The following is a 25,155-nucleotide window of genomic DNA, read 5'->3' as shown; positions in this document are numbered from 1 at the left end:
CCGTCGATGTCCGCCGATGTCCGTGCCCGGTTCCCCCGCCCGGGTGTCCGCCCGCCGCTTCCCTGCCACTTCGAGGAGCCGACAGCCGCCGTGACCAGCACCCTTACCCCCCGCGGGCCGCTGCGCGCCGTCCAGGTGCTCGGGGCCAACGGTGCCGGGCACGTCAGTTCGCTGTCCGGCGGTCTGGTGGCGCGCGGGGTGGACGTCACGGTGTGCGGGCCGTCCAGCGCGGCGCAGTCCCACGGTTTCCAGCGCACCGGTGTCCGTTTCACCGCGGTGGAGATCCCGGAGCGTCCGGCGCCGCGGGACGAGGCGATGGCGGTGGCGGCGCTGCGGGCGGCCTGCCACGGCGCCGACGTGGTCCACGCGCACGGGCTGCACGCGGCGATGCTGGCCTCCCTGGCGCTGGCCGGCGGTGCGGGCGGTCCGGCGCTGGTGGTGACCTGGCACGCCGGGCTGCCGGTGCGCGGCACCCGGGCGGGGCTGCTGCGGCTGCTGGAGCGGCGGGTGGCGCGGGCGGCGACCGTGGTGCTGGGTGCCTGGTCCGGCATCGTCGACGAGGTGCGCGGTCTGGGGGCCCGGGACGCGCGGCTGGCGCCGGTGTCGTTCCCGCCGGAACGCGCCAGGGTGCGTCCCGCCGGGCCGCAGGCGGACAAGACCCGGGCCGGACTCGGCGCGCTCGACGGCCCGTTGATCCTCAGCGTCGGCCGTCTGGAGCCGCACAAGGGGCACGATCTGCTGCTGGACGCGGCCCGCGAGTGGGGCGGGCTGCGGCCCCGGCCGACGGTCGTGGTGGCGGGGGAGGGCGCTGACCGGGCCGCGTTGCAGGGGCGGGTCGACGCCGAGGACCTGCCGGTGCGGCTGCTGGGCCACCGCGACGACGTGCCGGAACTCCTGGCCGCCGCCGACCTGGTGGTGCTGCCCAGCCGGTTCGAGTCGTATCCGCTGATCGTGCACGAGGCGATGCGTGCCGGGGTGCCGCTGGTGGCCACCGCGGTCGGCGCGGTGCCGGAGCTGGTCGGCGACGCCGCCGTGCTGGTGCCGAAGGACGACCCGGAGGCACTGGCCCAGGCGGTGTCCTGCCTGCTGGCCGATCCGGCGCTGCGCGCCCGGCTGTCCGCCGAGGGCCGCGTCCAGGCGGCCACCTGGCCGACGCAGGACGACACGATCGCGCAGATCCTCAGCGTCTACGACGAGTTGACCCACGCGCCCGCCCGCTCCTGACCGCGCCGACATCTCCGTTCCTGACCGCACCGGCCGGGCCGTTCCCGACCGCGCCGGCCCGCACACCGCCGTACGTCACCGGCCGGCCCGCCCTCGTACGTCACCGGCCACCGGCCACCCGCGCGTCACCGGCCGCCGAACGCCGCCTGGAGACGCCCCGGACGCGAAGACCCCCGGCCCTGTCGTGCCCGGGGCCGGGGGTCTTCGCGTCGTGGGGCCGGCCGTCAGCCGCCGTAGGCGCCGGAGGCGGTCAGGCGCAAGGCGGTGTCGATGAGCGGCACGTGGCTGAACGCCTGCGGGAAGTTGCCGACCTGGCGCTGGAGGCGCGGGTCCCACTCCTCCGCCAGCAGGCCCAGGTCGTTGCGCAGCGACAGCAGCTTCTCGAACAGCTGGCGGGCCTCGTCGACCCGGCCGATCATCGCCAGATCGTCGGCGAGCCAGAACGAGCAGGCCAGGAACGCGCCCTCGTCACCCGGCAGGCCGTCGACGCCCTCGTCGCCGCCCTCGGTCGGGTAACGCACCACGAAGCCGCCCTCGACGGTCAGCTCCTTCTGGATCGCCTCGATCGTGCCGATGACCCGCTTGTCGTCCGGCGGCAGGAAGCCCACCTGCGGGATCAGCAGCAGTGAGGAGTCCAGCTCCTTCGACCCGTAGGACTGGGTGAAGGTGTTGCGGTCCGGGTCGTAGCCCTTCTCGCACACCTCGCGGTGGATGTCCTCGCGCAGCTCGCGCCACCGCTCCAGCGGGCCGTCGGCCTCGCCGGACTCGATGAGCTTGATGGTGCGGTCCACCGCCACCCAGGCCATCACCTTGGAGTGGGTGAAGTGCCGGCGCGGGCCGCGCACCTCCCAGATGCCCTCGTCCGGCTCCTGCCAGTGCTCCTCCAGGTAGTGGATGAGCTTCAGCTGGAGCAGGCTGGCGTAGTCGTTGCGGGCCAGACCGGTCATGTGCGCCAGGTGCAGCGCCTCGCTGACCTCGCCGTAGACGTCCAGCTGGAGCTGGTGGGCCGCGCCGTTGCCGACCCGCACCGGGGTGGAGTTCTCGTAGCCGGGCAGCCAGGTCAGGTCCTGCTCGCCCAGCTCCCGCTCACCGGCGATGCCGTACATGATCTGGAGGTTCTCCGGGTCGCCGGCCACCGCGCGCAGCAGCCACTCGCGCCAGGCGCGGGCCTCCTCGCGGTACCCGGTGCGCAGCAGCGACGACAAGGTGATCGCCGCGTCCCGCAGCCAGGTGAAGCGGTAATCCCAGTTGCGCACGCCGCCGATGTCCTCCGGCAGCGAGGTGGTCGGCGCCGCGACGATGCCGCCGGTCGGGCCGTAGGTCAGCGCCTTCAGCGTGATCAGCGAACGGATCACCGCGTCCCGGTACGGGCCGTGGTACGTGCACTGCGCCACCCACTCGCGCCAGAAGTCCTCCGTCGCCGTCAGCGACCCCTCCGGGTCCGGCAGCGGCGGCGCCGGCTTGTGCGACGGCTCCCAGCTGATGGTGAACGCGATCCGGTCGCCCTCGGCGACGGTGAAGTCCGCGTAGGTCGTCAGGTCCTCACCGTAGGTCGGGACATCGGTGTCGAACCACACCGAGTCCGGACCGGCCACCGCGACGGTACGGCCCTCGGGCGCGTCGTCGGCGTCGGAGCTGTCCACCTTGTGCACCCACGGCACGACCCAGCCGTAGGAGAAGCGCATCCGCAGGGCCGAGCGCATCGGCACCCGGCCGCTGACGCCCTCCACGATCCGGATGAGCTGCGGCGCGCCGTCACGCGGCGGCATGAAGTCGATGACGCGGACGGTGCCGCGGTCGGTGTCCCACTCCGACTCCAGCACCAGCGAGTCGCCCCGGTACCGGCGGCGGGTCGCGGCCGGCGGCCCGGTCTGCGGCGTGTGGGCCGGGCCCACCCGCCAGAAACCGTGGTCGTCGGTGCCGAGCAGCCCCGCGAAGACGGCGGGGGAGTCGAAGCGGGGGAGGCACAGCCAATCGGCGGTGCCGTCGCGGCAGACCAGTGCGGCGGTCTGCATATCGCCGATGAGTGCGTAGTCCTCGATGCGCCCGGCCACGTGCATCTCCAGTCGAACAGTGACAAGCAGAGCTTGTCGAACAGCTGTGAAGTCCCGCGGGACGCGTGGGGTCCCCGGCGGCATGGCCGCGGCGCACCTGGCTCCGGTGCCCCCGTGGCTGGTGAGCCCTGCGCCCCGGTCCGGCACGCCGTGCGGGCATCGCGGCGACGGGGGCGGGCGGCGGTACCGTCCGGCCGGCTCACAACGATGTGTCCGAGCAGAATACGACGTGGGGACCGGGGGACACGCGAGTCTCGGTTGAGGCCTGGCGGAGCCGGTCGGGTGGCAGTCGTCGCCCGGTGTGCCGCCGCGCCAACTGGGAGCATCCTACGGCTCGGCGGTAGGACGTCCGACCATCACTTCGGACAAGATCCGAACGCCGCGGCCGATTACTTCATACGAACGCGGTCGGCGTGTCGCGGGGGTCCGGGGCGAAATCGGCGGTTCCGCCGGACCGGACCGGACAGGGGCGCTGATACCCTGGTAGCCCGTGGGCCGGTGGGCCGAACCACTGAACCGCCGCGACGGCGACCGCACCGCCGGAGCCGTCCGACTCTCACCTCGCGACCACGGGAGCCCCTCTTGGCACAGCCGCACCCCGGCACGGCTGCTCACCGCCGTACCAACACGACGACCAAGCACCTCTTCGTCACCGGGGGTGTGGCCTCTTCGCTCGGCAAGGGGCTGACCGCCTCCAGCCTGGGCGCCCTGCTCAAGGCGCGTGGCCTGCGGGTCACGATGCAGAAGCTCGACCCGTACCTGAACGTCGACCCCGGCACGATGAACCCGTTCCAGCACGGTGAGGTCTTCGTCACCAACGACGGCGCCGAGACCGACCTGGACGTCGGCCACTACGAGCGGTTCCTCGACGTCGACCTCGACGGCTCCGCCAACGTCACCACCGGCCAGGTCTACTCCTCGGTGATCGCCAAGGAGCGGCGCGGCGAATACCTGGGCGACACCGTGCAGGTCATTCCGCACATCACCAATGAGATCAAGTCCCGCATCCGCCGGATGGCCACCGACGACGTCGACGTGGTCATCACCGAGGTGGGCGGCACCGTCGGCGACATCGAGTCGCTGCCGTTCCTGGAGTCGGTCCGCCAGGTCCGCCACGAGGTCGGCCGGGACAACGTCTTCTTCGTGCACGTCTCGCTGCTGCCCTACATCGGCCCGTCCGGCGAGCTGAAGACCAAGCCCACCCAGCACTCGGTCGCCGCCCTGCGCAGCATCGGCATCCAGCCCGACGCCATCGTGCTGCGCGCCGACCGCGAGGTCCCCACCGCCATCAAGCGCAAGATCTCCCTGATGTGCGACGTCGACGAGGACGCGGTGGTCGCCGCCATCGACGCCAAGTCGATCTACGACATCCCCAAGGTGCTGCACGCCGAGGGCCTGGACGCCTACGTGGTGCGCCGCCTCGACCTGCCGTTCCGCGACGTGGAGTGGTCCCAGTGGGACGACCTGCTGCGCCGGGTCCACCACCCCGCGCACGAGGTCACCGTCGCGCTGGTCGGCAAGTACATCGACCTGCCGGACGCCTACCTGTCGGTCACCGAGGCGCTGCGGGCCGGCGGCTTCGCCAACAACGCCCGCGTCACCATCAAGTGGGTCACCTCCGACGACTGCGGCACCGCGGCCGGCGCCGCCGAACAGCTGGCCGGCGTCGACGCGATCTGCGTGCCCGGCGGGTTCGGCGACCGCGGCGTGGAGGGCAAGGTGGCCACCGTCACCTACGCCCGCGAACACGGCATCCCGCTGCTGGGGCTGTGCCTGGGTCTTCAGTGCGTCGTCATCGAGGCCGCCCGCAACCTGGCCGGCATCCAGGACGCCAACTCCACCGAGTTCGACCCGGCCACCGCGCACCCGGTCATCTCCACCATGGCCGAGCAGCTCGACATCGTCGAGGGCAAGGGCGACATGGGCGGCACCATGCGGCTGGGCATCTACCCCGCCAAGCTCGCCGAGGGCTCCATCGTCCGCGAGGTCTACGGCAACGAGCCCTACGTGGAGGAACGCCACCGGCACCGCTACGAGGTCAACAACTCCTACCGCGCGGAGCTGGAGAAGAAGGCCGGCATCGTCTTCAGCGGCACCTCGCCCGACAACAAGCTGGTCGAGTACGTCGAGTATCCGCGCGAGGTCCACCCCTACCTGGTCGCCACCCAGGCCCACCCGGAGCTGAAGTCCCGCCCGACCCGCCCGCACCCGCTGTTCGCCGGCCTGGTCGCCGCCGCCGTGCGGCGCCTTGAGGAGGCCGGCGCGTGACCGGCGCGGACGGGCTGCGCGACACGGCCGAGGAATGGCCGGTCACCGCGACCGACGTGCCGTGGACCGGCAAGGTCACCGGCGTGCGCAGCGACGTCGTCACCATGCCGGACGGCTCCACCGCCCGCCGCGACTACCAGGTGCACCCCGGCTCGGTCGCCGTCCTGGCCCTCGACGACGACGGGCGGGTGCTGGTCCTGCGCCAGTACCGCCACCCGGTGCGGCACAAGCTGTGGGAGCTGCCGGCCGGCATCCTCGACGTGCCCGGCGAGGACCCGGTGGTCGCCGCGCGGCGCGAGCTGTTCGAGGAGACGTACACCGAGGCCGCCGACTGGCGGGTGCTGGTCGACATCTTCAACAGCCCCGGCGGCTCCGACGAGGCGGTCCGGGTCTTCCTGGCCCGGGGCCTGTCGGAGGCGACCGGGGAACGGTACGAGGTCTCCGCGGAGGAGGCCGACCTGGAGTACGCCCGCGTCCCGCTCGCCGACCTGGTGCGCGCGGTCATCTCCGGTGAACTCCACAACTCCTGTCTGGTCGCCGGCGTCCTCGCGCTCGCCGCGGCCGGGGCCGGTGACGGGATCGCGGCGCTGCGCCCGGCCGACGCGCCGTGGCCGGCCCGCCCTTTCACCGCCTGACGGGTGATCATCGGCCCTCCGGCCCGGACCGTTTCCCCGGTCCGGGCCGGAGGGTCGACTACATTCCGTACGTCGGACCTCGCGGGTGGCCGGTGGCCGCCCGGACGCAGACGGGAGTGGGCGCGTGCCGGATCAGGTGGCGGATGGCGCCGGGCCGGCGGAGCGGCGCGCGCAGTTGCCGGCCGGTCCGCCGTACTTCGCCGGACGACGCCGTGAACTGGCCGAACTGCGCGCCGACATCGACCGTCCCGGGCTCGACGCGCTCGGTGGCCGGCCCGCCGCCACCTGCCGGGTGCTGCTGGTGGCCGGCCGGCCCGGTTCCGGTCGCACCGCGCTGGCCGCCCGGCTGGTCCGCTCGCTGGCCGGCCGCTACCCGGACGGTGTGCTGTACGCGCGGCTCACCGATCACCACGGCGAACCGGTGCCGTCCGACCGGGCCGCCGCCGTCCTGCTCGCCGCCGCACCGGGCCTGCTCCCCGCGTCCGGGGCGTACCGCGAGGACCCGGCCGCCGCCCTGCGCGCCGCGCTGACCGGCCGCCGCGCGGTGCTGCTGCTGGACGACGCGACCGGGGCCGACCAGGTCCTGCCGCTGCTGCCGGCCGGCCCCGGCTGCCTGGTGGTCGCCACCGCCGCCGGACCGCTGTCCGGTGTCCCCGACGTGCGGCCCTGCACGCTCGGCGGCCTGGAACCGGAGGCGGGCGTCGACCTGCTGTCCGCGGTCATCGGCGAGATCCGGGTCACCGTCGACCCCACCGCCGCCCGCACGCTGACCGAGACCTGCGCGGGCAACCCGGCGGCGTTGCGCATGGTCGGCGGCTGGCTCGCGGCCCGCCCCGGCAAGGCGGTCACCGACGCGGTCCGCGCGCTGCGGGAGCTGTCCGGGCCGCCGCCGCACGCCGCGCACCCGTCGCCGGCCGGCCCGCACGCCGCGGGGCCGGGGGCGGCGGGCCCGCACGGCCACCACGCCGCGGGCGCCGGTGGCTCCGCGGCGAGTGCGGCGGGCACGCGTCACGCCTGCGCCGGGGGTTCGTATCCCGCGGCCTCCCCGTTCGACGGCCCGTATCCGGTGCCCGCCGCGGCCGGGGGTTCCGCCGCCGGGCAGTCCGGCGTCCCGGCGCCGCACGTACCGGCAGATGCGGCTCCTCCCGGTTCCTCCGCTTGCGCCGCCGGGCCGGCCTCCGCGGTGCCGTCCCCCGCCGCGCCCGGCGGGCAGTCCGCCGCGCGGGGGCACCCGGTGCTCGGCGTACCGCGTGCGAGTGTGCCGCTGACCGGCGACGCGCCCGGGGGAGGGGTGCGGTGGATGCCGTCCGCGGTGCCGGCGCCCGCGCCCGCCGAGCCGCCGTCCGGTCCGGCGATGCGGGCGTTCCACTTGGTCTACGGCACCTTCCCGGCGGCCACCGCGCGGATGCTGCGGCTGCTGGCGCTGGCCCCCGGCGGGCTGGCCGACGCGCACGTGGCGTCCGCGCTGGCCGGCACGACGCCCGAGGTGGCCCGCGAGACGCTGTTCGACCTCGCCGCGCACGGCCTGGTCCGCCCGGACGTCGACGGTTACCGGCTGCCGGGGTGGCTGGCGCCGCACCTGGCGTCGCTGGTGCGGACCGGGGAGCGGCCCGAGGAGGTGCGGCTGGCCCGGGCGCGGATGCTGGAACGCACCGTGCGGCTGGTGCAGTCCTGCCGGGCGATGGCCGGCGACGAGGAGGAGGGCGCGCGCCGGGCGGAGGACCTGCCGCGCGCGGTGCGGTTCGCCTCCCGGCACGACGCCGAGGTCTGGCTGGCCGCCCGCCGCCCGCAGTTGCTCGACGCGGCGGCCATCGCGGCGGACGACGGTGAACTCGACACGCTGGCACGGCGGTTGATCACCGCGCTGGTCCGCGCGCTGGACGCCTACGACGACGGCACGGCGCAGGAGACCGGGCCGGCCATGTACACGTTGCACAGCCTGCTGCTGCGGATCGCCGAACGCCGGGGGCTGCCGCGCGACCGGGCCGCCGCGCTGATCAACCTGGCCGACCTCGACATGGCGGCGGACCGGGTCAAGGAGGCGGTCGGCCGGTACCGGACCGCGCTGGACGCCGCCCGTACTGCCGACGATCCGACGACGACCGGCCGGGCGCTGGAGGCGCTGGGTGGCGCCTACCTGCGGCTCGGCGACCCGGAGCGGTCCGCCGACTGGTTCGGCCGGGCGCTCGCGCTGCGCCAGACCCGCGGCGAGCTGGCCGAGGTGGCCGCCGTGCACGGCAGGCTGGGCGAGCTGTACCGCGATCACCGCCGGTTCACCGCGGGGCTGCGGGAGTGGCGGGCGGCGGCGGCCGTGCACCGCCGGCTGCGCGACACGGCCGGGTACGCGGCCGCGCTGGGCGAGGCGGCCCGCACGCAGTTGATGGCCGGCCGGCCGGAGGAGGCGCTGCGCGGCGGCCACGAGGCGCTGCACTGGGCCCGGCAGGCGGCCGACGCCCGGGTCGAGGGCCTGGTGCTGCTGGTGATGGCCGACACCCTCGACCGGCTCGGCGACCCGGCGGGCGCCCGGTTGCAGCGGGACGCGGCGGCGGTGCTGCTGGACGGATCGCGGCCGGCGCGCGGTCCGGCGGCCCCGGAGGGGCGGGCGCCCCGCGGGGGGACGGCGCGCGGGGCGGGCGGTCGCGGCACCGGATGACGGGCCGGGCGCGGCCCGCGGGACGGGTGCGAACGGCTCCCGCCGATCATGGCCTGCGAATCTGCCAATAGTCCGACAGAAAATAGTCACATTGTAAGGCTGGACACGGCGTCCTCCTTCATTAGACTTCAGTCAGTCGCAATGGAGCGGCGAGTCGGATGTCTACCGTCATGCGCGGAAATGTCCTGATGTCTATCTCCTCCCATCCCCAAGGACCGTGATCCACGTGAAGGTCGGTATCCCCCGCGAGGTCAAGAACAACGAGTTCCGGGTCGCCATCACCCCGGCCGGCGTGCACGAGCTGGTGCGCAACGGCCACCAGGTCTTCCTGGAGCGGGAGGCCGGGCTCGGCTCGTCGATCACCGACGCGGAGTACACCGCGGCCGGCGCGGCGATCCTCCGGACGGCCGACGAGGTCTGGGCCACCGCCGACCTGCTGCTGAAGGTCAAGGAGCCGGTCGCCGAGGAGTACCACCGGCTGCGCAAGGGCCAGACGCTCTTCACCTACCTCCACCTGGCCGCCTCCCGGGAGTGCACCGACGCGCTGCTGGCCTCCGGCACCACCGCGATCGCCTACGAGACCGTCGAGACCGCGGGCCGCCAGCTGCCGCTGCTCGCCCCGATGTCGGAGGTGGCCGGCCGGCTCGCCCCGCAGGTCGGCGCGTACCACCTGATGCGCGCGGCCGGCGGCCGCGGCGTGCTGCCCGGCGGGGTGCCCGGGGTCAACCCCGGCAAGGCCGTCGTCATCGGCGCCGGCGTCTCCGGCTGGAACGCCACCCAGATCGCCGTCGGCATGGGCTTCCACGTCACGCTGCTCGACAAGGACATCAGCAAGCTGCGCGAGGCCGACAAGGTCTTCGGCACCAAGGTCTCCACCGTCGTCTCCAACGCCTTCGAGCTGGAGCGCGCGGTCGTGGAGGCCGACCTGGTGGTCGGCGCGGTGCTCATCCCCGGCGCCAAGGCCCCCAAGCTGGTCACCAACGAGCTGGTCTCGCGCATGAAGCCGGGCTCGGTGCTGGTCGACATCGCCATCGACCAGGGCGGCTGCTTCGAGGACTCGCACCCCACCACGCACGCCGAGCCGACCTTCACCGTGCACGACTCGGTCTTCTACTGCGTCGCCAACATGCCCGGCTCGGTGCCCAACACCTCCACCCACGCGCTGACCAACGCCACGCTGCCGTACATCGTGGAACTGGCCAACCGCGGCTGGCGCGAGGCGCTGCGCCGTGACGCCGCGCTCGCCAAGGGGCTCAACGCCCACGAGGGACAGGTCGTCTACCCCTCGGTCGGCGAGGCGCTCGGTCTGCCGGTCGTCGAACTGGGCACGCTGCTCGGCTGATCGCGTCAACACTTTGTCAACAAGTCACCATCGGCCGGGCCCTGTTCCACGGGGTCCGGCCGAAGGTGTGTTCACGCCTGCGGGCGAACCGGGCGGTCAAGCGGCACAACTGCCGCCAACCTGCCGGAACATGACCACACCCGCGAAATCGCACCGGGTGAACCCCCGGGTGCGCGGTGTGTACGCCCTTGACAGACGGGTGTTGGGTTCCCGACACATCGGGCGCTCTCCGGCGGATTGTGTTGCTGAAGGCCGCCGACACGCCATAGAGTCGCCAGGCGTCGGCAAGGTGTCACGCTGACCTGTCGAGAAATTTCCTGGTCACCAAGGAGGTAAGACGACTTGTGAATGAGTCGACATTTGCTCCCGGGGGTGCTCAACCAGGAGAGGCCGTCCATCGGGCGGGAACCGACGTGCTGGAGCCGGTCGGCTCGGTCGCGGTCCGCACCTTCGAGGCCCGCCGCGCCGGAGCCCCGGGCGAGGTGCGCTCCCTGTCGGTCTACGACGAGGAGCTGCCGGACGGTCAGTTCTACGACCCGGACGCCGAGTACGAACCCGATCCGGAGTACGCGGCCACCCTCGCCCCGGACGCGGCCCGCCAGCGCCGCGAACGCGTCGGCCCGACCGGCCGCCCGCTGCCGTACTTCCCGATCCCCGGCCCGCTCAACGAGCACGGGCCGGCCCAGATCGTCGCCATGTGCAACCAGAAGGGCGGCGTCGGCAAGACCACCTCCACCATCAACCTGGGCGCGGCGCTGGCCGAGTACGGCCGCCGGGTCCTGCTGGTCGACTTCGACCCGCAGGGCGCCCTGTCGGTGGGCCTGGGCGTCAACCCCATGGAGCTGGACCTCACCGTCTACAACCTGCTCATGGAGCGGGGGATGGCCGCCGACGAGGTGCTGCTGAAGACCGCGGTGCCGGGCATGGACCTGCTGCCCAGCAATATCGACTTGTCTGCCGCCGAGGTCCAGCTGGTCAGCGAGGTCGCGCGCGAGTCGACGCTTCAGCGCGCGCTGAAGCCGCTGCTGCCCGACTACGACTACATCATCATCGACTGCCAGCCGTCCCTCGGCCTGCTGACCGTCAACGCGCTGACCGCCGCGCACCGGGTGATCGTTCCGCTGGAGTGCGAGTTCTTCGCGCTGCGCGGTGTCGCCCTGCTGACCGAGACCATCGAGAAGGTCCGCGAGCGGCTCAACTCCGAGCTCCAGCTCGACGGCATCCTGGCCACCATGTACGACTCGCGCACCGTGCACAGCCGCGAGGTGCTGGCCCGGGTGGTCGAGGCCTTCGACGACCACGTCTACCACACCGTCATCGGACGCACCGTCCGCTTCCCGGAGACCACGGTGGCCGGCGAGCCGATCACCACCTACGCCTCCAACTCCGTGGGCGCCGCCGCCTATCGCCAGCTCGCCAGGGAGGTGCTCGCCCGGTGCCACGCCGAGTGAGCCTGCCCGGGGCCGACGAACTGTTCCGCACCACCGGGGGCATGGCCCTCCAGTCGTCCACTCCCCGGCAGCACTCCGGCGCGGACCCGGCCGCCGACCGGACCCGGCAGGTCCCCGGGCCCGCCACCGAGGCCGCCCGGTCCGGCCAGGAGCCGCTGCCCGGCGCCCCGGCACCGGCCGGCGCCGACCGCCCGGCGCCCCGCGCCGACCACGAACCGCCGCCGCCCGGCGCCCCCGCGCCGGACGACACCGCCGCCGAACACACCCGCGCCGCGGGCGACGACGGGCAGTCCGCCGTCCCGCCCGCGCCGCGCCGCGGCCAGGAACACACCGCCCAGCAGCGCCGCCGCGAACGCCGGGCCCCCAACCGCCGCCCCAGCGGCCGGGAACGCCACGACGAGAAGATCACCGTCTACGTCTCCGCCGAGGAGTTGATGGACCTCGAACACGCGCGGCTGGTGCTGCGCGGCGAACACGGTCTGGCCGTCGACCGGGGACGCATCGTGCGCGAGGCGGTGGCCGTCGTACTCGCCGATCTGGAGTCGCGCGGCGACGCCAGCATCCTGGTCCGGAGGCTGCGCGGGCGCTGACCGGTCGCGCGGCCGGCCCGGCCGTCCTGCGGGGATACGCGGTAATGTGCCCGAGATGACCGCCGCCGACCGCCCGCCAGCCCGCCGACGCCCCCTGGGCCGCGGCGCACTCGGCCCGCCGTCGGCGCCGGTGGTTCCCCCGGTCCCCCCGCCGCCGGTTCCACGGCCCTCGGAGCCGGAGCGCGAGGCGGAGCCGGAGGCGGAGTCGTCGGCCGCACCGGAGTCGGGGCAGGAGGCCGTGCCGGAGTCGTCGGCCGTGCCGGGGGACGTGGCTGAGGCCGTACCGGTGGCCGGGGCCGTTCCGGAGCAGCCGTCGGCCGCGCTGGAGCCGTCGGCCGCATCGGGGGACGTGGCTGAGGCCGTACCGGTGGCCGGGGTCGTTCCGGAGCAGCGGGTCGAGCCGGCCGGGCGGGCCGTCGGCGTTCCGGCGCCGGCCGGGTCGCCCGAGCGGACCGCCGAGGAGCGCGCGCCGACCGGCCCCGCGACCGCGCCCGGCCCCGCGCCCGGTTCGGCGGCCGAGCCGCCGGCCGACCCCGCGGCCCGTCCCGGCGACGGCCCGGCGGCCGATCCCGTTGTGGACGACGGGCGGTTCACCGTTCGGCTGAAGAACTTCGAGGGGCCCTTCGACCTGCTGCTTCAGCTGATCTCGCGGCACAAGATGGACGTCACCGAGGTGTCGCTGTCGCGGGTCACCGACGAGTTCATCGCGCACATCCACGCCATGGGGCCGGACTGGGACCTGGACCAGGCGACCGAGTTCCTGGTGATCGCGGCCACGCTGCTGGACCTGAAGGCGGCCCGGCTGCTGCCGGTCGCCGACGTGGAGGACGAGGACGACCTCGCGCTGCTGGAGGCGCGTGACCTGCTCTTCGCCCGGCTGTTGCAGTACCGGGCGTACAAGCGGATCGCGGAGATCTTCGCCGACCGGCTGGCCGCCGAGGCCCTGAACCACCCGCGCACCGTCGGCCTGGAACCGCACCACGCCGAACTGCTGCCCGAGGTCGTCATCAGCATCGGGCCGGAGAACTTCGCCAGGCTCGCGGTGAAGGCCATGCAGCCCAAGCCCCGCCCGCAGGTCTACGTCGACCACATCCACGCCCCGCTGGTCAGCGTCCGCGAGCAGGCCCGGGTCGTCGTCGCCCTGCTGCGCGACCTGGGCACCGCCGACTTCGCCACGCTGAGCGCCGGCGCCACCGACACCCTCACCGTCGTCGCCCGGTTCCTGGCGCTGCTGGAGCTGTACCGCGAGAAGGCGGTGGCCCTCGACCAGGAGGAGGCCCTCGGCGTCCTGCTGGTGCGCTGGACCGGCGGCACCGGGGACGACCCGGCACCGTCGGTGACCGACGAGTTCGACCCGGAGACCGCCGCCCCGGCGCCGGCCCCCGCAGTCACCCGCAGGAAGGACAGCGACCATGACCGTTGACCCGCGGCCCCCGCAGCACGCCCCGGCCGGCACCGGGGACACCGCGGCGTCACGGGCCGCCACCGCCGAGGACGCCGCCGCGCCACGGGACCTCACCGGTGAGGACGCCTCCGCCGCCGACCCCGCCTCCGCCGCCGACCCCGCCTCCGCAGAAGACGCCTCCGTCGCCGACCCCGCCTCCGCCGAAGGCCCCGCCTCCGTCGAAGACGCCCCCGCCGAAGACCCCGCCCCGCCGGACGTCGCCGGGCTCGCGCTGGGGCCGGCTCTGGAGGCGGTCCTGATGGTCGTCGACGAGCCGGCCACCGAGGAGCACCTCGCGCGGCTGCTGGAACGCCCCCGGCGCCAGATCGCCGACGCCCTGCGGGAGCTGGCCGACGAGTACGCCCGGCAGCGCCGCGGTTTCGACCTGCGGCTGGTGGCTGGCGGCTGGCGGTTCTACACCCGCCCCGCCTACGCGCCGGCCGTCGAACGCTTCGTGCTCGACGGCCAGCAGGCCCGGCTGACGCAGGCCGCGCTGGAGACGCTGGCGGTGGTCGCCTACCGCCAGCCGGTCAGCCGTTCGCGGGTCTCCGCGGTGCGCGGGGTCAACTGCGACGGGGTCATGCGGACCCTGCTCCAGCGGGGTCTGGTGGAGGAAAGTGGGACCGAGGACGGTACAGGTGCGATCCTGTACCGGACGACGAACTATTTCCTGGAGCGGATGGGCCTGCGCGGCCTGGACGAGTTGCCCGAACTGGCACCGTTCCTCCCGGAGGCGGACGCCGTCGAGGCGGACTCCCTGGAGGGCGTTCCGTCGTTCGACCCGGACTCGACTACGGAAACCTGATGCGAAGCAGTAGCGGTAACAGCGGAAACCGGAACAACCGTGGCGCGGGCGGGGGCCAGCGCGACGACAAGGCGAAGCGCGCCGGGCGCCCCCGTCCCGAGGAACGCCGCTACGACGTGGGCGGCACCCCCGGTGAGGACAAGCCCCGCAAGGGCCCGGCCCGCCGGCCCGCCGGCCCCGCGAAGGGAACGGCGAAGGCGAACCGGGGCAAGCCGGCCCGGCCGCGTGAGCTGGAGGCGCAGATCGAGGAGCGCAACCGGGCCCGGCACGACCGGCCGAAGGCCGACCTGCCCAAGACCTTCCCCGGCGCCGAGCAGGAGGGCGAGCGGCTCCAGAAGGTGCTGGCCCGGGCCGGCATGGGCTCGCGCCGCGCCTGCGAGGAGCTGATCGAGCAGCGCCGCGTGGAGGTCAACGGCAAGATCGTCGCCGAGCAGGGCCTGCGCGTCGACGTGCACAAGGACGAGGTCAAGGTGGACGGGCTGACCGTCGCCACCCAGGCCCACCTGTTCTTTGCGCTGAACAAGCCGGCCGGCGTGGTCGCCACCATGGAGGACCCCGACGGCCGCCAGTGCCTCGGCGACTACGTCAACAACCGGGAGAGCAGGCTGTTCCACGTCGGCCGGCTCGACACCGAGACCGAGGGCATCATCCTGCTCACCAACCACGGTGAGCTCTCGCACCGCCTGACCCACCCCCGGTACGGCGTGATCAAGACCTACGTCGCCGCCATCCAGGGCCCGATCCCGCGCGACCTGGGCAAGCGGCTCAAGGACGGCATCGAGCTGGAGGACGGCTGGGCACGCGCCGACCACTTCCGCGTCGTGGAGAACGTCGGCAAGAACTACCTGGTCGAGGTCTCGCTGCACGAGGGCCGCAAGCACATCGTGCGCCGGATGCTCGCCGAGGCCGGCTTCCCGGTCGAGAAGCTGGTGCGCACCCGCTTCGGCCCGATCCCCCTCGGCGACCAGAAGTCCGGCTGGCTGCGCCGCCTGACCAACACCGAGGTCGGCATGCTCCTTCAGGAAGTCGGCCTGTAACACCGTCCCCCGATCGCCCCCGTGAGCCCGCGCGCGTTGTCGATAACCTGACGACATGACCGCAACGGGGGCGATGCTCGGACTGGCCATCGGCGACGCGATGGGCTTTCCGACCGAGTTCAACGACATCAGGGGCATCCTGGCCAAGTGCGGGCCGTGGCGGGAGATGGACCTGCCGGCCCCGGCGTTCATCACCGACGACACGCAGATGACGCTGGCCGTCGCGCGGGCGCTGCACCGGTCGGCGGCCCAGATCGCCCAGGACGCCGACACCCTGGACGCCGACAACACCCAGGGTGCCGAGAACCCCCGGGACGCCCGGGGCACCGGGCGCGGGGACGTCCTGCCGCGCGAGACCGCCCGGCTGCTGCGCGAGCAGTTCATCGCCTGGTTCGAGTCCCCCGACAACAACCGCGCCCCCGGCAACACCTGCCTCACCGCCTGCCGCACCCTGCGCGCGGACGCCGGGCTGCCCTGGCAGCGGGCGTCGATCACCGGTTCCAAGGGCTGCGGCGCCAACATGCGCGTCGCGCCCGTCGGCCTGGTGCCCGGCCTCACCGGTGAGCAGCGCGCCGGCCTCGCCCAGCTCCAGTCCGGCCTCACCCACGGCCACCCCACCGGCCTCGCCGCCTCCGACCTGACCGCCCGCGCGGTGCGGCTGCTCAACGAGGGCACCAGCCCGGCGGCCCTGCCCGCCGCCCTGCGGCACTACGCCCACCAGCAGCGCGGCGTGCACCACGAGCGCTGGCTCGGCGACCTGTGGGCGCAAGCCGGGGACGCCGGCCCCGGCGCGTACATCGCCCGCGGCTGGGACGACTGCCTCGCCGCCCTCGACCGCCTCGACGCCGCCGTCGCCGCCGGCGACCGCGAGACGGACCCCTGCCTGGCCACCGGTGCCGGCTGGATCGCGGAGGAGGCGCTGGCCACCGGCCTGCTGTGCTTCCTGCTCTTCCCCGACGACCCGGTCACCGCCGTGCGCCGCGCCGCCTGCACCTCCGGCGACTCCGACTCCCTCGCCTGCCTCACCGGTGCCTTCGCCGGCGCCCGCCACGGGGCCGGCGCCTGGCCCGCCGGCTGGATCGAGCGCCTCGAACACCGTGACGAACTCCTGGCGTTCGGCGCGCTGTGGGACGCGGCGGCTACGACCAGGCCCTGAGCCCGGTCGGGTGGCCGCCGGCATCCCGCCGCACCTCCAGCATCCCGGCGACCGCGGCGCGGTTGACCCGGCCGTAGATGTGCGGGAACAGCACGCCGGCGGCGCTGCCGGGCGGCGGCGCCGGCTCGGGCGCCTCCCAGCGCACCGGGGAGTCGAGGGCGTGCTCGTCGATCAGCAGCACCATCAGCGGCCCGGCCGCCTGCCGGTAGAACGCCTCCGCCACCGCGAGCGCCGTCGCCTCGTCCGGCGAGCAGTGCACGAAGCCGTCCGCCGCCAGGCCCGGCGGCGCGTAGGGCCGGTCCGGGTTGCGCAGCCAGTCGTCGAGCGGAACCACGTGGAAAATCATGCCGACGTTCTACCCCTTCCGGGGCCGGTCGCGCCCGGTGTTCCGCGTTCCGCCGTGGCGGGTTCCGTCGTCGCGAACGGGCGGGCGGCCGGGCGGTGTTCGGCGCCGCGGCCGGACGCGCCCGTCGGCGCGGCCCGCCCCCGGCCGGACGACCGGGCCGGCGGACCCGCGCGGGCGGCCCGTCCGGCATGCGGCCCGTCGCGCGCGGCGGCCCGGCGGTGCGGGAGGATGACCGTCATGCGTACCGCCGCCGTCATCGGCACCGGACTGATCGGGACCTCGGCCGCCCTGGCGCTGACCGCCCGCGGGGTCACCGTCCACCTGCGCGACCAGGACCCGGACGCCGCCCGCACCGCGGCCGCGCTCGGCGCCGGCGTCGTCGACGAGCCGCCGGGCCGGGTCGACCTGGCCGTCGTCGCGGTACCGCCCGCGCACGTCGCCCGCACCCTGGCCGAGGCGCAGTCCGCCGGGCTGGCCCGCGGCTACCTCGACGTCGCCAGCGTCAAGGGCGGCCCCGGCCGTGACCTGGCCGGCCTCGGCTTCGACCTCACCCAGTACATCGGCACCCACCCGATGGCCGGCCGGGAGCGGTCCGGGCCGCTGGCGGCCACCGCCGAGCTGTTCGAGGGCCGGCCCTGGGTGCTGACCCCCACCGCGCAGACCGACACCGAGGTGCTCAACCTCGCCCTGGAACTCGTCGCGCTGTGCCGGGCCGTCCCGGTCGTCATGGACGCCGAGGCGCACGACCGCGCGGTCGCCCTGGTCTCGCACACCCCGCAGCTGCTGTCCAGCCTGGTCGCCGCCCGCCTCCAGCACGCCGAGGAGTCGGCCGTGCGGCTGTGCGGCCAGGGCATTCGCGACGTCACCCGGATCGCCGCCTCCGACCCCGGCATGTGGATGGACATCCTGTCCGCCAACCCCGGCCCGGTCGCCGACGTGCTGTCCGCCGTCGCCGCCGACCTCGACGAGACCGTCCGCGCCCTGCGCGCCATGGAGTCCGCCGACGACGGCAAGCGCCAGGAGGGCGGCGCCGGCATCGAGGACGTCCTGCGCCGCGGCAACGCCGGCCGGGTCCGGGTCCCCGGCAAGCACGGCACCGCCCCCGCCGCCTACGAGGTCGTCGCCGTCCTCATCGGCGACCAGCCCGGCGAGCTGGCCCGGCTCTTCGCCGACGCCCACGCCGCCCGGGTCAACATCGAGGACGTCCGCATCGAGCACTCCACCGGCCAGCAGGCCGGCCTGGCCCAGCTCATGGTCGAGCCGCGCAGCGCCCCCGTCCTCGGCGTCGCGCTGCGCGAGCGCGGTTGGTCCATCCGGCAGTGATCCGGCAGTGGTCCGGTGCGATCCGGCGGTGATCCGGCGGCCGGGGCAGGGGGCGGGGTGGGCCGTCCGTGGTAAGGCGGTGGCGCCGAAGGCCGGTAACCTAGCAAGTGAGGGCTCCCGGCTCCGCCGGCCCGGCTCCCGACGGCGCCCACCGCGGGCGCCATCCGCATGAACGCCCCGTACCGCGCCCGAGGAAGGCCCCGCACAGTGGAATCTCCGGTCATCGTCGCCATCGACGGCCCCTCCGGTACGGGCAAGTCGAGCACGTCGAAGGCGGTCGCGGCGGAGCTCGGCCTCAGCTATCTCGACACCGGCGCGCAGTACCGCGCCATCACCTGGTGGATGCTGTCGAACGGGATAGACGTCGAGGACCCGGACGAGATCGCGCTGGCCGCCACCAAACCGGTCATCATCTCCGGCACCGACCCGAAGGCGCCGACCATCACGGTCGACGGCGCTGACGCCTCCGCCCCGATCCGCACCCCCGAGGTCACCGCCGCCGTCAGCGCGGTCAGCGCCGTGCCCGAGGTACGCAGGCGGCTGGTGGACGCCCAGCGCTGCGCCGCCGCCCACGCCGCGCAGGGCATCGTCGTCGAGGGCCGCGACATCGGCACCACCGTGCTGCCGGACGCCACGCTGAAGATCTTCCTCACCGCCTCCGCCGAGGCCCGCGCCGCCCGCCGCAACGGTGAGCTGAAGGGCGGCCAGTCGATGGCCGCGACCCAGGAGGCGCTGGTGCGCCGCGACGCCGCCGACTCCGGCCGCAAGACCTCCCCGCTGATCAAGGCGGACGACGCGGTCGAGGTCGACACCACCGGCCTGTCCCTCGACCAGGTCATCGAGTGCGTCGTCACCCTGATCGAGGAGAAGCGGGCCGTGCGATGAGCCCGGCGCAGGCCCCGGCGACCGCGCCGGCCCCCGGCCCGCGCGGCGCCGCCGTCGGCCGCCGGATAGGCATCGTGCTCATCAACGGCCTGTGGCGCCCCCGGGTGCTCGGCGCCTGGCGCGTCCCGCCGACCGGCCCGGTGATATTGGCCGGCAACCACGCGCACAACGTCGACGGCCCGGTGCTCATGGGCACCGCGCCGCGCCCGGTGCACTTCCTGGTCAAGCGGGAGGCGTTCGCCGGCCCGCTCGACCCGTTCCTGCGGTCGATAGGGCAGCTGCCGGTCGACCGCAACGCCGCCGACCGCAACGCGGTGACCTCGGCGCTCGGCGTCCTGGAACGCGGCGGTGTGCTCGGCATATTTCCCGAAGGCACCCGCGGCGGCGGCAACTTCGCCCAGATGCGGGCCGGGCTGGCGTACTTCGCCCTGCGCTCCGGCGCGCCCGTGGTCCCGGTGGCGGTGCTGGGCAGCGACCGCACCGGGCGGGTCATACCACCGCTGCCCCCGCTGCGCGGCCGGATCGACATCGTCTTCGGCGACCCGTTCGACCCCGGCGACGGCACCGGACGCCGCACCCGGTCCGCGCTGGACGCCGCGACGGTCCGGCTCCAGGAACGGCTGACCGGGCACCTGGAGTACGCGCACCGCGCCACCGGGCGCCACTGAACCACCGGGGCCCGCCGCCCCACCCCGAACTGCTGGACGACGAGGAAGACTTCATGGACCACGAGAACGAGTACGGCGACCACGGCGCGCTCGGCGACGCCGAATACGCCGAGTTCATGGAGCTGGCGACCGAGGAGGGCTTCGACCCGGAGCAGGTCGCCGACGAGCTGGCCGACGCCGCCCACGGGCCGCTGCCGGTGCTGGCGGTCGTCGGCCGCCCCAACGTCGGCAAGTCGACTCTCGTCAACCGGATCATCGGCCGCCGCGAGGCGGTCGTGGAGGACAAGCCCGGGGTCACCCGGGACCGCGTGACGTACGAGGCGAACTGGAACGGCCGCCGCTTCAAGATCGTCGACACCGGCGGCTGGGAGCAGGACGTGCTGGGCATCGACGCCTCCGTCGCCGCCCAGGCCGAGTTCGCCATCGAGGCCGCCGACGCCGTGGTCTTCGTCGTCGACTCCACCGTCGGCGCCACCGACACCGACGAGGCCGTGGTGCGGCTGCTGCGCCGGGCCAAGAAGCCGGTCGTGCTGGCCGCCAACAAGGTCGACGGCCCCAGCGCCGAGGCCGACGCGGCGACGCTGTGGTCGCTGGGCCTGGGCGAACCGCACCCGGTCTCCTCACTGCACGGCCGCGGCACCGGCGACCTGCTCGACGCCATCATCGAGGCGCTGCCGGAGGCGCCCAAGCTGACGTTCGGCGAGGTCCTCGGCGGTCCGCGCCGGATCGCGCTCATCGGCCGCCCCAACGTCGGCAAGTCCTCCATGCTGAACAAGGTGGCCGGCGAGGACCGCGTCGTGGTCAACGAGCAGGCCGGCACCACCCGCGACCCGGTCGACGAGCTGATCCAGCTCGGCGGCAAGACCTGGAAGTTCGTGGACACCGCCGGCATCCGGCGCCGCGTCCACCTCCAGGAGGGCGCCGACTACTACGCGAGCCTGCGCACCGCCGCCGCCCTGGAGAAGGCCGAGGTCGCGGTCATCCTGATCGACGCCAGCGACAGCATCTCGGTGCAGGACCTGCGGATCATCTCGATGGCCGTCGACGCCGGCCGTGCCTGCGTCATCGCGTACAACAAGTGGGACAAGGTCGACGAGGAACGCCGCTACTACCTGGAGCGGGAGATCGAGCAGGACCTCGTCCAGGTGCAGTGGGCGCCCCGGGTGAACGTCTCGGCGGGCACCGGGCGGCACATGGAGAAGCTGGTCCCGGCGATCGAGACCGCGCTGGCCGGCTGGGAGACCCGGGTGTCCACCGGGCGGCTGAACGCCTTCCTCGGCGAGCTGGTCGCCGCCCACCCGCACCCGGTCCGCGGCGGCAAGCAGCCGCGCATCCTGTTCGGCACCCAGGCCGGCGTCCGCCCGCCGCGCTTCGTGCTCTTCGCCTCCGGCTTCCTGGAGGCCGGCTACCGGCGGTTCATCGAACGCCGGCTGCGCGAGGAGTTCGGCTTCGCGGGCACGCCGATCCAGGTCTCGGTCCGGGTACGCGAGAAGCGCGGACGCAAGAAGTAACGTCCGCGCCGGTCACGGCGTCCACCGGCTCGCCTAGAGGCCGCGCATGCGATTGGTGTGCGCGGCCGACGGTCCCGGCGGCAGCGCCGCGGGCCCCTGCTCGCGGTGCCGGCCGTTGCCGTGCGGCACCGGGGCCGACCGGTGGTCGCAGGCCGGCAGCCAGCCGCGGAACAGCGCGTGCACCTCGAAGTTCTCCTCGCCGGTGCGGTCGTACGGCAGGGCCCGGAAGAGTCTGCGCCACTCGGAGTACAACGCGTCGTAGATCGGCGTCCCCGAACCCGCGACGGCGTCATGCGGCGCGCGCATCGGCGGGATCGGCGAGGGGTAGGGGGGTCGCGCGAAGGCGTCGTAGGTGTGCACATGACGCCAACGATCGCCACGACCGCCAGGATGCGGGCCAAAGGGGCGAAATGACGATTCCCTCGCCCGTCCGGCCCCGACAGCCCCGGCGCCGCCGAGAACGCCCTGGACGGCGTCAGGAGGCCGGGAACGCCCGGGTGGGGGAGTTTCCCGGCCTCCTGACGGGTGAGGCCGCCGACGGGGCCGTGCGGGCGCCGGGGGCCGCAGCCGTCGGTCAGGTGCCGGCCAGCGGCATGACACCGCCGACGAGCAGGCCGCGGGCGGCGGCGCGGTCCAGGGCGTCGCGCATCAGGTCCTCGCGCGGCTGGCGGCCGATGGTGCCGACCGGCGCGGCGTAGACGAACACCTCGTTGGTGCGGTTGGCCGCGCTGCGCCAGCCGTCGCTGACCGACAGCGGCTGGTGGGCCTGCCACCAGGCGGTGGAGTTGCGGCTGTTGGTGCCGCCCTGGAGCACCGCGTGCAGCTTGCCCATCGCCAGCAGCACCGACCAGCCCGGCAGCCGCGGCGGGGCGGTCTCCAGGCCGAGGACGGGGTGGAAGCCCTCCTCGTGCAGCAGCAGCAGGAACTCGTCGTCCGCGGTGCTGCCCGGCCGGCCGACCGGCCCGGTCGGCTCGATGACCAGCGCGGGGTACAGGCTGCCCTGGCACAGCACCAGGCCGCAGGTGATGCCCAGCACCGCCTGCCGCGGCACGTCCTGGCCACCGCCCTGCGCGGGCACCGAGGGCGCGGCCGGCGCCCCGGCGGCCATCGCGGCGTCGCCGTTGATGCTGCGCACGGCGGACCGCACCTGCTCCTCGGAGACCGGGACGACCTGGGACGGGATGCAGGTGGCGTGCGCGAAGGCCAGGACCGCGGTCTCCTCGCCCACGAACAGCACCGTGCTGGTGCGTTCCTGGTTGGTGTCGCCGGGGGTGCGGCAGGAGGTGCAGTCGTAGGGGCCGGGGGCGTTCTCGCCGGCGAGCAGGCGTTCGGCCTCCGCATCGCCGATCTCGGCGCGTACCTCGTCGCTGACGTCGAGCAAGGGCGGCACGGATGACTCCTCGGGGTGCGGTGCGGTCACGGTGAGCGCGGGACGTCCGGCTCACCGTGACAACGGGCCACCCACCGCCGGGGTCACGCTCGCGGCGGAACGTCACCGTGGGCGGGCGGTACACCGGGCGCTCACGGTGACCGTTCCGGCGGAATCGATCACTCCACGTCGAACGGTCCGCCGGTACGGGCGGATGTCCGGGACGAAAACGGACGCACCCTCGCCGCAATTTTGTGAAGGACGTGTGCGCGTGCGCCGTCGTGCGGAACGCGGATTCCGTTTGATGCCCCGCAATACCGTTCCCGTATTAACCGTTCGAAGCCGTCCGGGAGCAGCGACAATGCTTTAGGAAATTGCCGCCGTATCTGACGCCGCGTCGAATTCGGACGGCCGCGGGAGTCGTCGGTATCCGGGCGGGCGTCACCCGTCGTTCGGGTGAATGCCGCATGTCAAACGTTTCGCGGCGCACTGTGACACAAGTGTGACGTGGCGCGGTCGTTCCGGGCGCTGTCCGGCCTACCGTGGGGCTCATGACACCGCTGCCCGGGATCCCCCAGGACCCGCACGACGACCTGGACGCCTACGTCGGCCTGGACCCCGGCCGGGCGCGGGAACGCGCCGCGGACGCCGGCTGGCGGACCGTGCGCGTCCTGCCGCCGGACGCCGTCATCACGCTGGAATACGTCGCCGGCCGGCTCAACCTCACCGTGGCCGACGGCGCCGTCACCCGCTGCTGGCGGGGCTGACGGCAGGGCTGCCGGGCCGATCGGCGGCGGGGCCGGCGGCGGACCGGGTCAGGCCGGGCCGCCCCGGCCGCGCACCACCGGCACCGGCGGGGTGGCCGGGCGGGCGGGGCGTTCCGGATGCGGCCGGCGGTTGGCACCCGGTGGCGGCGTCGGGCGTTCGTAGCGGCCGGCGTGGGGGCGTACGCCGCTGTGGTGCGTGGCGGTGCCGCGGGCCGCGGTGGCCGCGGCGGCGGGCGCGGAGCCCGCGCGGACCGTGCCGCAGGCCGGGGCCGGTTCCTGCTCCGGCGCGCCCTGGCCGGCCGCCGGCACGACGGCGGGCGCCTCGACGGCACCGGTGAGGCGGGCGGGCAGCACCCGGCGCAGCAGCCCCATCAGCCATTCCTCGGCGCGCGCGACGGCCGGCTCGAACCACGGCAGGGCCAGCAGCACCAGCAGGCCGGCGCACCAGCCGCTGAGCACGTCGCTGACCCAGTGCGTGCCGAGGTAGATCGTGGTCATGCCGACGCCCATGGCGAGCATCGCGCTGATGACCGACCCGACCCGCCGGGCGAACGGCGTGGAGGCCAGATACGCCAGAACGCCCCAGGTCACCACGGCGTTGGCGGTGTGACCGGAGGGGAATATGTCGCCGCCCATGAACAGTTCGGCGGACCCGACGCTGGTGGCGTAGTGCGGACCGAGGCGGCCCAGGCCGTACTTGACCGCGCCGACGGTGATGTTCAGCAGCAGCAGCGAGGTGCCCAGCACCAGCAGCGGCCGCAGCGAACGCTGCTTGTAGGTGCGCCAGCCCAGCCAGGCGGCCACCAGCACCGCGGTCGGGCCGCGCTGGCCGAGCACCACGAAGTAGTCCAGGAACGCGTGGAACCGAGGCCACTGCTTGTACGGCCGGAACAGCATGACCTGCCAGTCCAGCCGCACCAGCGCGGTGTTCGCGAGCACGGCGACGACGGTGGCCGCGTAGGCCACCAGCGTGGTGCCGAACAGCACGAGGCGCGTTCGGCTCATCCCGGGGACCTCGCGGTCGTCGGGTCGCTCCTGCGTCGGGCTGGCGACGATTCGGTCGGTACGCACTCAAGGGACGTTACAGCGTGTGACGGCAGTGTTCGGCCGAAGAAGCACGTTCGTGATGACGATGTGATGTGGCAACTGTCACGCCAAGGGTGCCGTCTCACCATTTCCACTTTCGCCGGGGTTCCACCGGGGTATCGCCGCGGCGGAGCGATCGACGGCCCTGCCGGGGCCACGGCATTTCCTGCCCCGCATTTCCTCGGAGAATCCTGTGAATGATGACCTGCGTAATTCCCGCCGGACGCTGCCGAGGGCGACGGGATTTCGCCGGCCGACCCGGACCGGGTGCTCCGGCGCCCGCCGGGCCCGGGCGGGCGCACCGCCCGCCGCCCGGGCCGCCGGCCACCGTGTGACAAACACCACGTGGCAGGCTGCTGCCCGACCCATGGGCGACGGCGGCCCGACGGCGTAGTACCGGGGGACAGGCCCCCGGCCGGGAGCCGCTCGCCACCCCGCCGGCGGGGTCCGTTCGCGTAGGGTGGCGGCCGACTCGCCCTCTTTTCCGCCGGAGTCCCCAGGGAACACGGCAGGGCGCCCCGGCTCCCGACGGACGCGAGCG

At 74.3% G+C, this 25,155-nt stretch carries 20 protein-coding genes and 1 pseudogene; 16 read left to right on the top strand and 5 right to left on the bottom strand.

The features are described 5' to 3' along the window. The first annotated feature begins 90 nt into the window (after positions 1 to 90). A complete protein-coding gene (locus POF43_RS27015; RefSeq protein WP_271324868.1) occupies positions 91 to 1,224 on the top strand; it encodes a glycosyltransferase family 4 protein in 1,134 nt (377 codons plus the stop codon). Between the two features lie 224 nt (positions 1,225 to 1,448). On the opposite strand, the gene POF43_RS27010 is transcribed toward POF43_RS27015, so the two are convergent. Next, positions 1,449 to 3,278, bottom strand: coding sequence for a glycoside hydrolase family 15 protein (locus POF43_RS27010; RefSeq protein ID WP_271316945.1), 1,830 nt, complete (start codon positions 3,276 to 3,278; stop codon positions 1,449 to 1,451). A 582-nt stretch (positions 3,279 to 3,860) separates the two neighbouring features. Between POF43_RS27010 and pyrG the strand changes: the two genes are divergently transcribed. The 10 genes and pseudogenes from pyrG to POF43_RS26960 all read left to right on the top strand — a co-directional run bounded on the left by pyrG (position 3,861) and on the right by POF43_RS26960 (position 16,659). Further along, complete coding sequence (pyrG, locus tag POF43_RS27005) at positions 3,861 to 5,546, top strand: CTP synthase (protein ID WP_303658403.1); 1,686 nt, start codon at positions 3,861 to 3,863, stop codon at positions 5,544 to 5,546. After that, positions 5,543 to 6,181 carry an NUDIX domain-containing protein gene (locus POF43_RS27000; RefSeq protein WP_271324318.1) on the top strand — a complete coding sequence of 213 codons (639 nt, stop codon included), beginning with the start codon at positions 5,543 to 5,545 and terminating at the stop codon, positions 6,179 to 6,181. Before pyrG ends, POF43_RS27000 begins: the two co-directional genes overlap by 4 nt. A gap of 124 nt (positions 6,182 to 6,305) precedes the next feature. Further along, positions 6,306 to 8,834 (top strand): tetratricopeptide repeat protein, encoded by a 2,529-nt coding sequence (locus POF43_RS26995; protein WP_308217770.1) that lies wholly within the window; start codon positions 6,306 to 6,308, stop codon positions 8,832 to 8,834. A 226-nt stretch (positions 8,835 to 9,060) separates the two neighbouring features. Then, positions 9,061 to 10,176, top strand: a complete 1,116-nt coding sequence (ald, locus tag POF43_RS26990; RefSeq protein ID WP_271315879.1) for an alanine dehydrogenase — start codon at positions 9,061 to 9,063, stop codon at positions 10,174 to 10,176. Positions 10,177 to 10,682: 506 nt separating this feature from the next. Beyond that, positions 10,683 to 11,627, top strand: a pseudogene (locus POF43_RS26985) (ParA family protein); the annotation flags it as partial. After that, positions 11,624 to 12,217 carry a hypothetical protein gene (locus POF43_RS26980; protein WP_271315877.1) on the top strand — a complete coding sequence of 198 codons (594 nt, stop codon included), beginning with the start codon at positions 11,624 to 11,626 and terminating at the stop codon, positions 12,215 to 12,217. The pseudogene POF43_RS26985 and the gene POF43_RS26980, both read left to right, overlap by 4 nt. A 238-nt stretch (positions 12,218 to 12,455) precedes the next feature. Then, positions 12,456 to 13,640, top strand: coding sequence for a segregation and condensation protein A (locus tag POF43_RS26975; protein WP_372516134.1), 1,185 nt, complete (start codon positions 12,456 to 12,458; stop codon positions 13,638 to 13,640). Between the two features lie 253 nt (positions 13,641 to 13,893). After that, positions 13,894 to 14,466: an SMC-Scp complex subunit ScpB gene (gene scpB, locus POF43_RS26970; RefSeq protein WP_271317440.1), complete on the top strand. Its 573-nt coding sequence runs from the start codon at positions 13,894 to 13,896 to the stop codon at positions 14,464 to 14,466. Continuing rightward, a complete protein-coding gene (locus tag POF43_RS26965; protein ID WP_271317439.1) occupies positions 14,466 to 15,503 on the top strand; it encodes a pseudouridine synthase in 1,038 nt (345 codons plus the stop codon). The genes scpB and POF43_RS26965 overlap by 1 nt, the downstream gene beginning before the upstream one ends. A 55-nt stretch (positions 15,504 to 15,558) precedes the next feature. Continuing rightward, the gene (locus POF43_RS26960) at positions 15,559 to 16,659 is read left to right on the top strand and encodes an ADP-ribosylglycohydrolase family protein (protein WP_271317438.1); all 1,101 of its coding nucleotides are present in this window, start codon (positions 15,559 to 15,561) and stop codon (positions 16,657 to 16,659) included. Here the strand turns inward: POF43_RS26960 and POF43_RS26955 are convergent. Next, positions 16,643 to 17,005 (bottom strand): DUF952 domain-containing protein, encoded by a 363-nt coding sequence (locus POF43_RS26955; RefSeq protein WP_271317437.1) that lies wholly within the window; start codon positions 17,003 to 17,005, stop codon positions 16,643 to 16,645. The two genes, POF43_RS26960 and POF43_RS26955, sit on opposite strands and share 17 nt — an antisense overlap. A 228-nt stretch (positions 17,006 to 17,233) precedes the next feature. On the opposite strand from POF43_RS26955, the gene POF43_RS26950 reads away from it, so the two are divergent. From POF43_RS26950 to der, 4 genes are all read left to right on the top strand, one after another. After that, entirely contained in the window at positions 17,234 to 18,328 is a 1,095-nt protein-coding gene (locus POF43_RS26950) for a prephenate dehydrogenase (protein WP_271323132.1), read from the top strand. Positions 18,329 to 18,496: 168 nt separating this feature from the next. Further along, a complete protein-coding gene (gene cmk, locus POF43_RS26945) occupies positions 18,497 to 19,213 on the top strand; it encodes a (d)CMP kinase (protein ID WP_271316636.1) in 717 nt (238 codons plus the stop codon). Next, the gene (locus tag POF43_RS26940; RefSeq protein ID WP_271316637.1) at positions 19,210 to 19,881 is read left to right on the top strand and encodes a lysophospholipid acyltransferase family protein; all 672 of its coding nucleotides are present in this window, start codon (positions 19,210 to 19,212) and stop codon (positions 19,879 to 19,881) included. Before cmk ends, POF43_RS26940 begins: the two co-directional genes overlap by 4 nt. 53 nt (positions 19,882 to 19,934) lie before the next feature. Next, the gene (der, locus tag POF43_RS26935) at positions 19,935 to 21,392 is read left to right on the top strand and encodes a ribosome biogenesis GTPase Der (protein WP_271316638.1); all 1,458 of its coding nucleotides are present in this window, start codon (positions 19,935 to 19,937) and stop codon (positions 21,390 to 21,392) included. A gap of 33 nt (positions 21,393 to 21,425) precedes the next feature. On the opposite strand, the gene POF43_RS26930 is transcribed toward der, so the two are convergent. Next, positions 21,426 to 21,698 carry a hypothetical protein gene (locus tag POF43_RS26930; protein ID WP_303658402.1) on the bottom strand — a complete coding sequence of 91 codons (273 nt, stop codon included), beginning with the start codon at positions 21,696 to 21,698 and terminating at the stop codon, positions 21,426 to 21,428. Positions 21,699 to 21,966: 268 nt separating this feature from the next. After that, positions 21,967 to 22,782 carry a DUF8842 C-terminal domain-containing protein gene (locus POF43_RS26925; protein WP_271316640.1) on the bottom strand — a complete coding sequence of 272 codons (816 nt, stop codon included), beginning with the start codon at positions 22,780 to 22,782 and terminating at the stop codon, positions 21,967 to 21,969. 530 nt (positions 22,783 to 23,312) lie between these two features. Here POF43_RS26925 and POF43_RS26920 point away from each other — a divergent pair. Continuing rightward, positions 23,313 to 23,528, top strand: a complete 216-nt coding sequence (locus POF43_RS26920; RefSeq protein WP_271316641.1) for an I78 family peptidase inhibitor — start codon at positions 23,313 to 23,315, stop codon at positions 23,526 to 23,528. Between the two features lie 48 nt (positions 23,529 to 23,576). On the opposite strand, the gene POF43_RS26915 is transcribed toward POF43_RS26920, so the two are convergent. Continuing rightward, positions 23,577 to 24,599 carry a phosphatase PAP2 family protein gene (locus POF43_RS26915; RefSeq protein WP_271323133.1) on the bottom strand — a complete coding sequence of 341 codons (1,023 nt, stop codon included), beginning with the start codon at positions 24,597 to 24,599 and terminating at the stop codon, positions 23,577 to 23,579. Positions 24,600 to 25,155 lie beyond the last annotated feature (556 nt).

Source organism: Streptantibioticus silvisoli (assembly GCF_027947535.2).
GTDB lineage: Bacteria > Actinomycetota > Actinomycetes > Streptomycetales > Streptomycetaceae > Streptantibioticus_C > Streptantibioticus_C silvisoli.
Note: the sequence above shows the minus strand (reverse complement) of the source record. Positions and strands in the feature narration are given on the sequence as shown.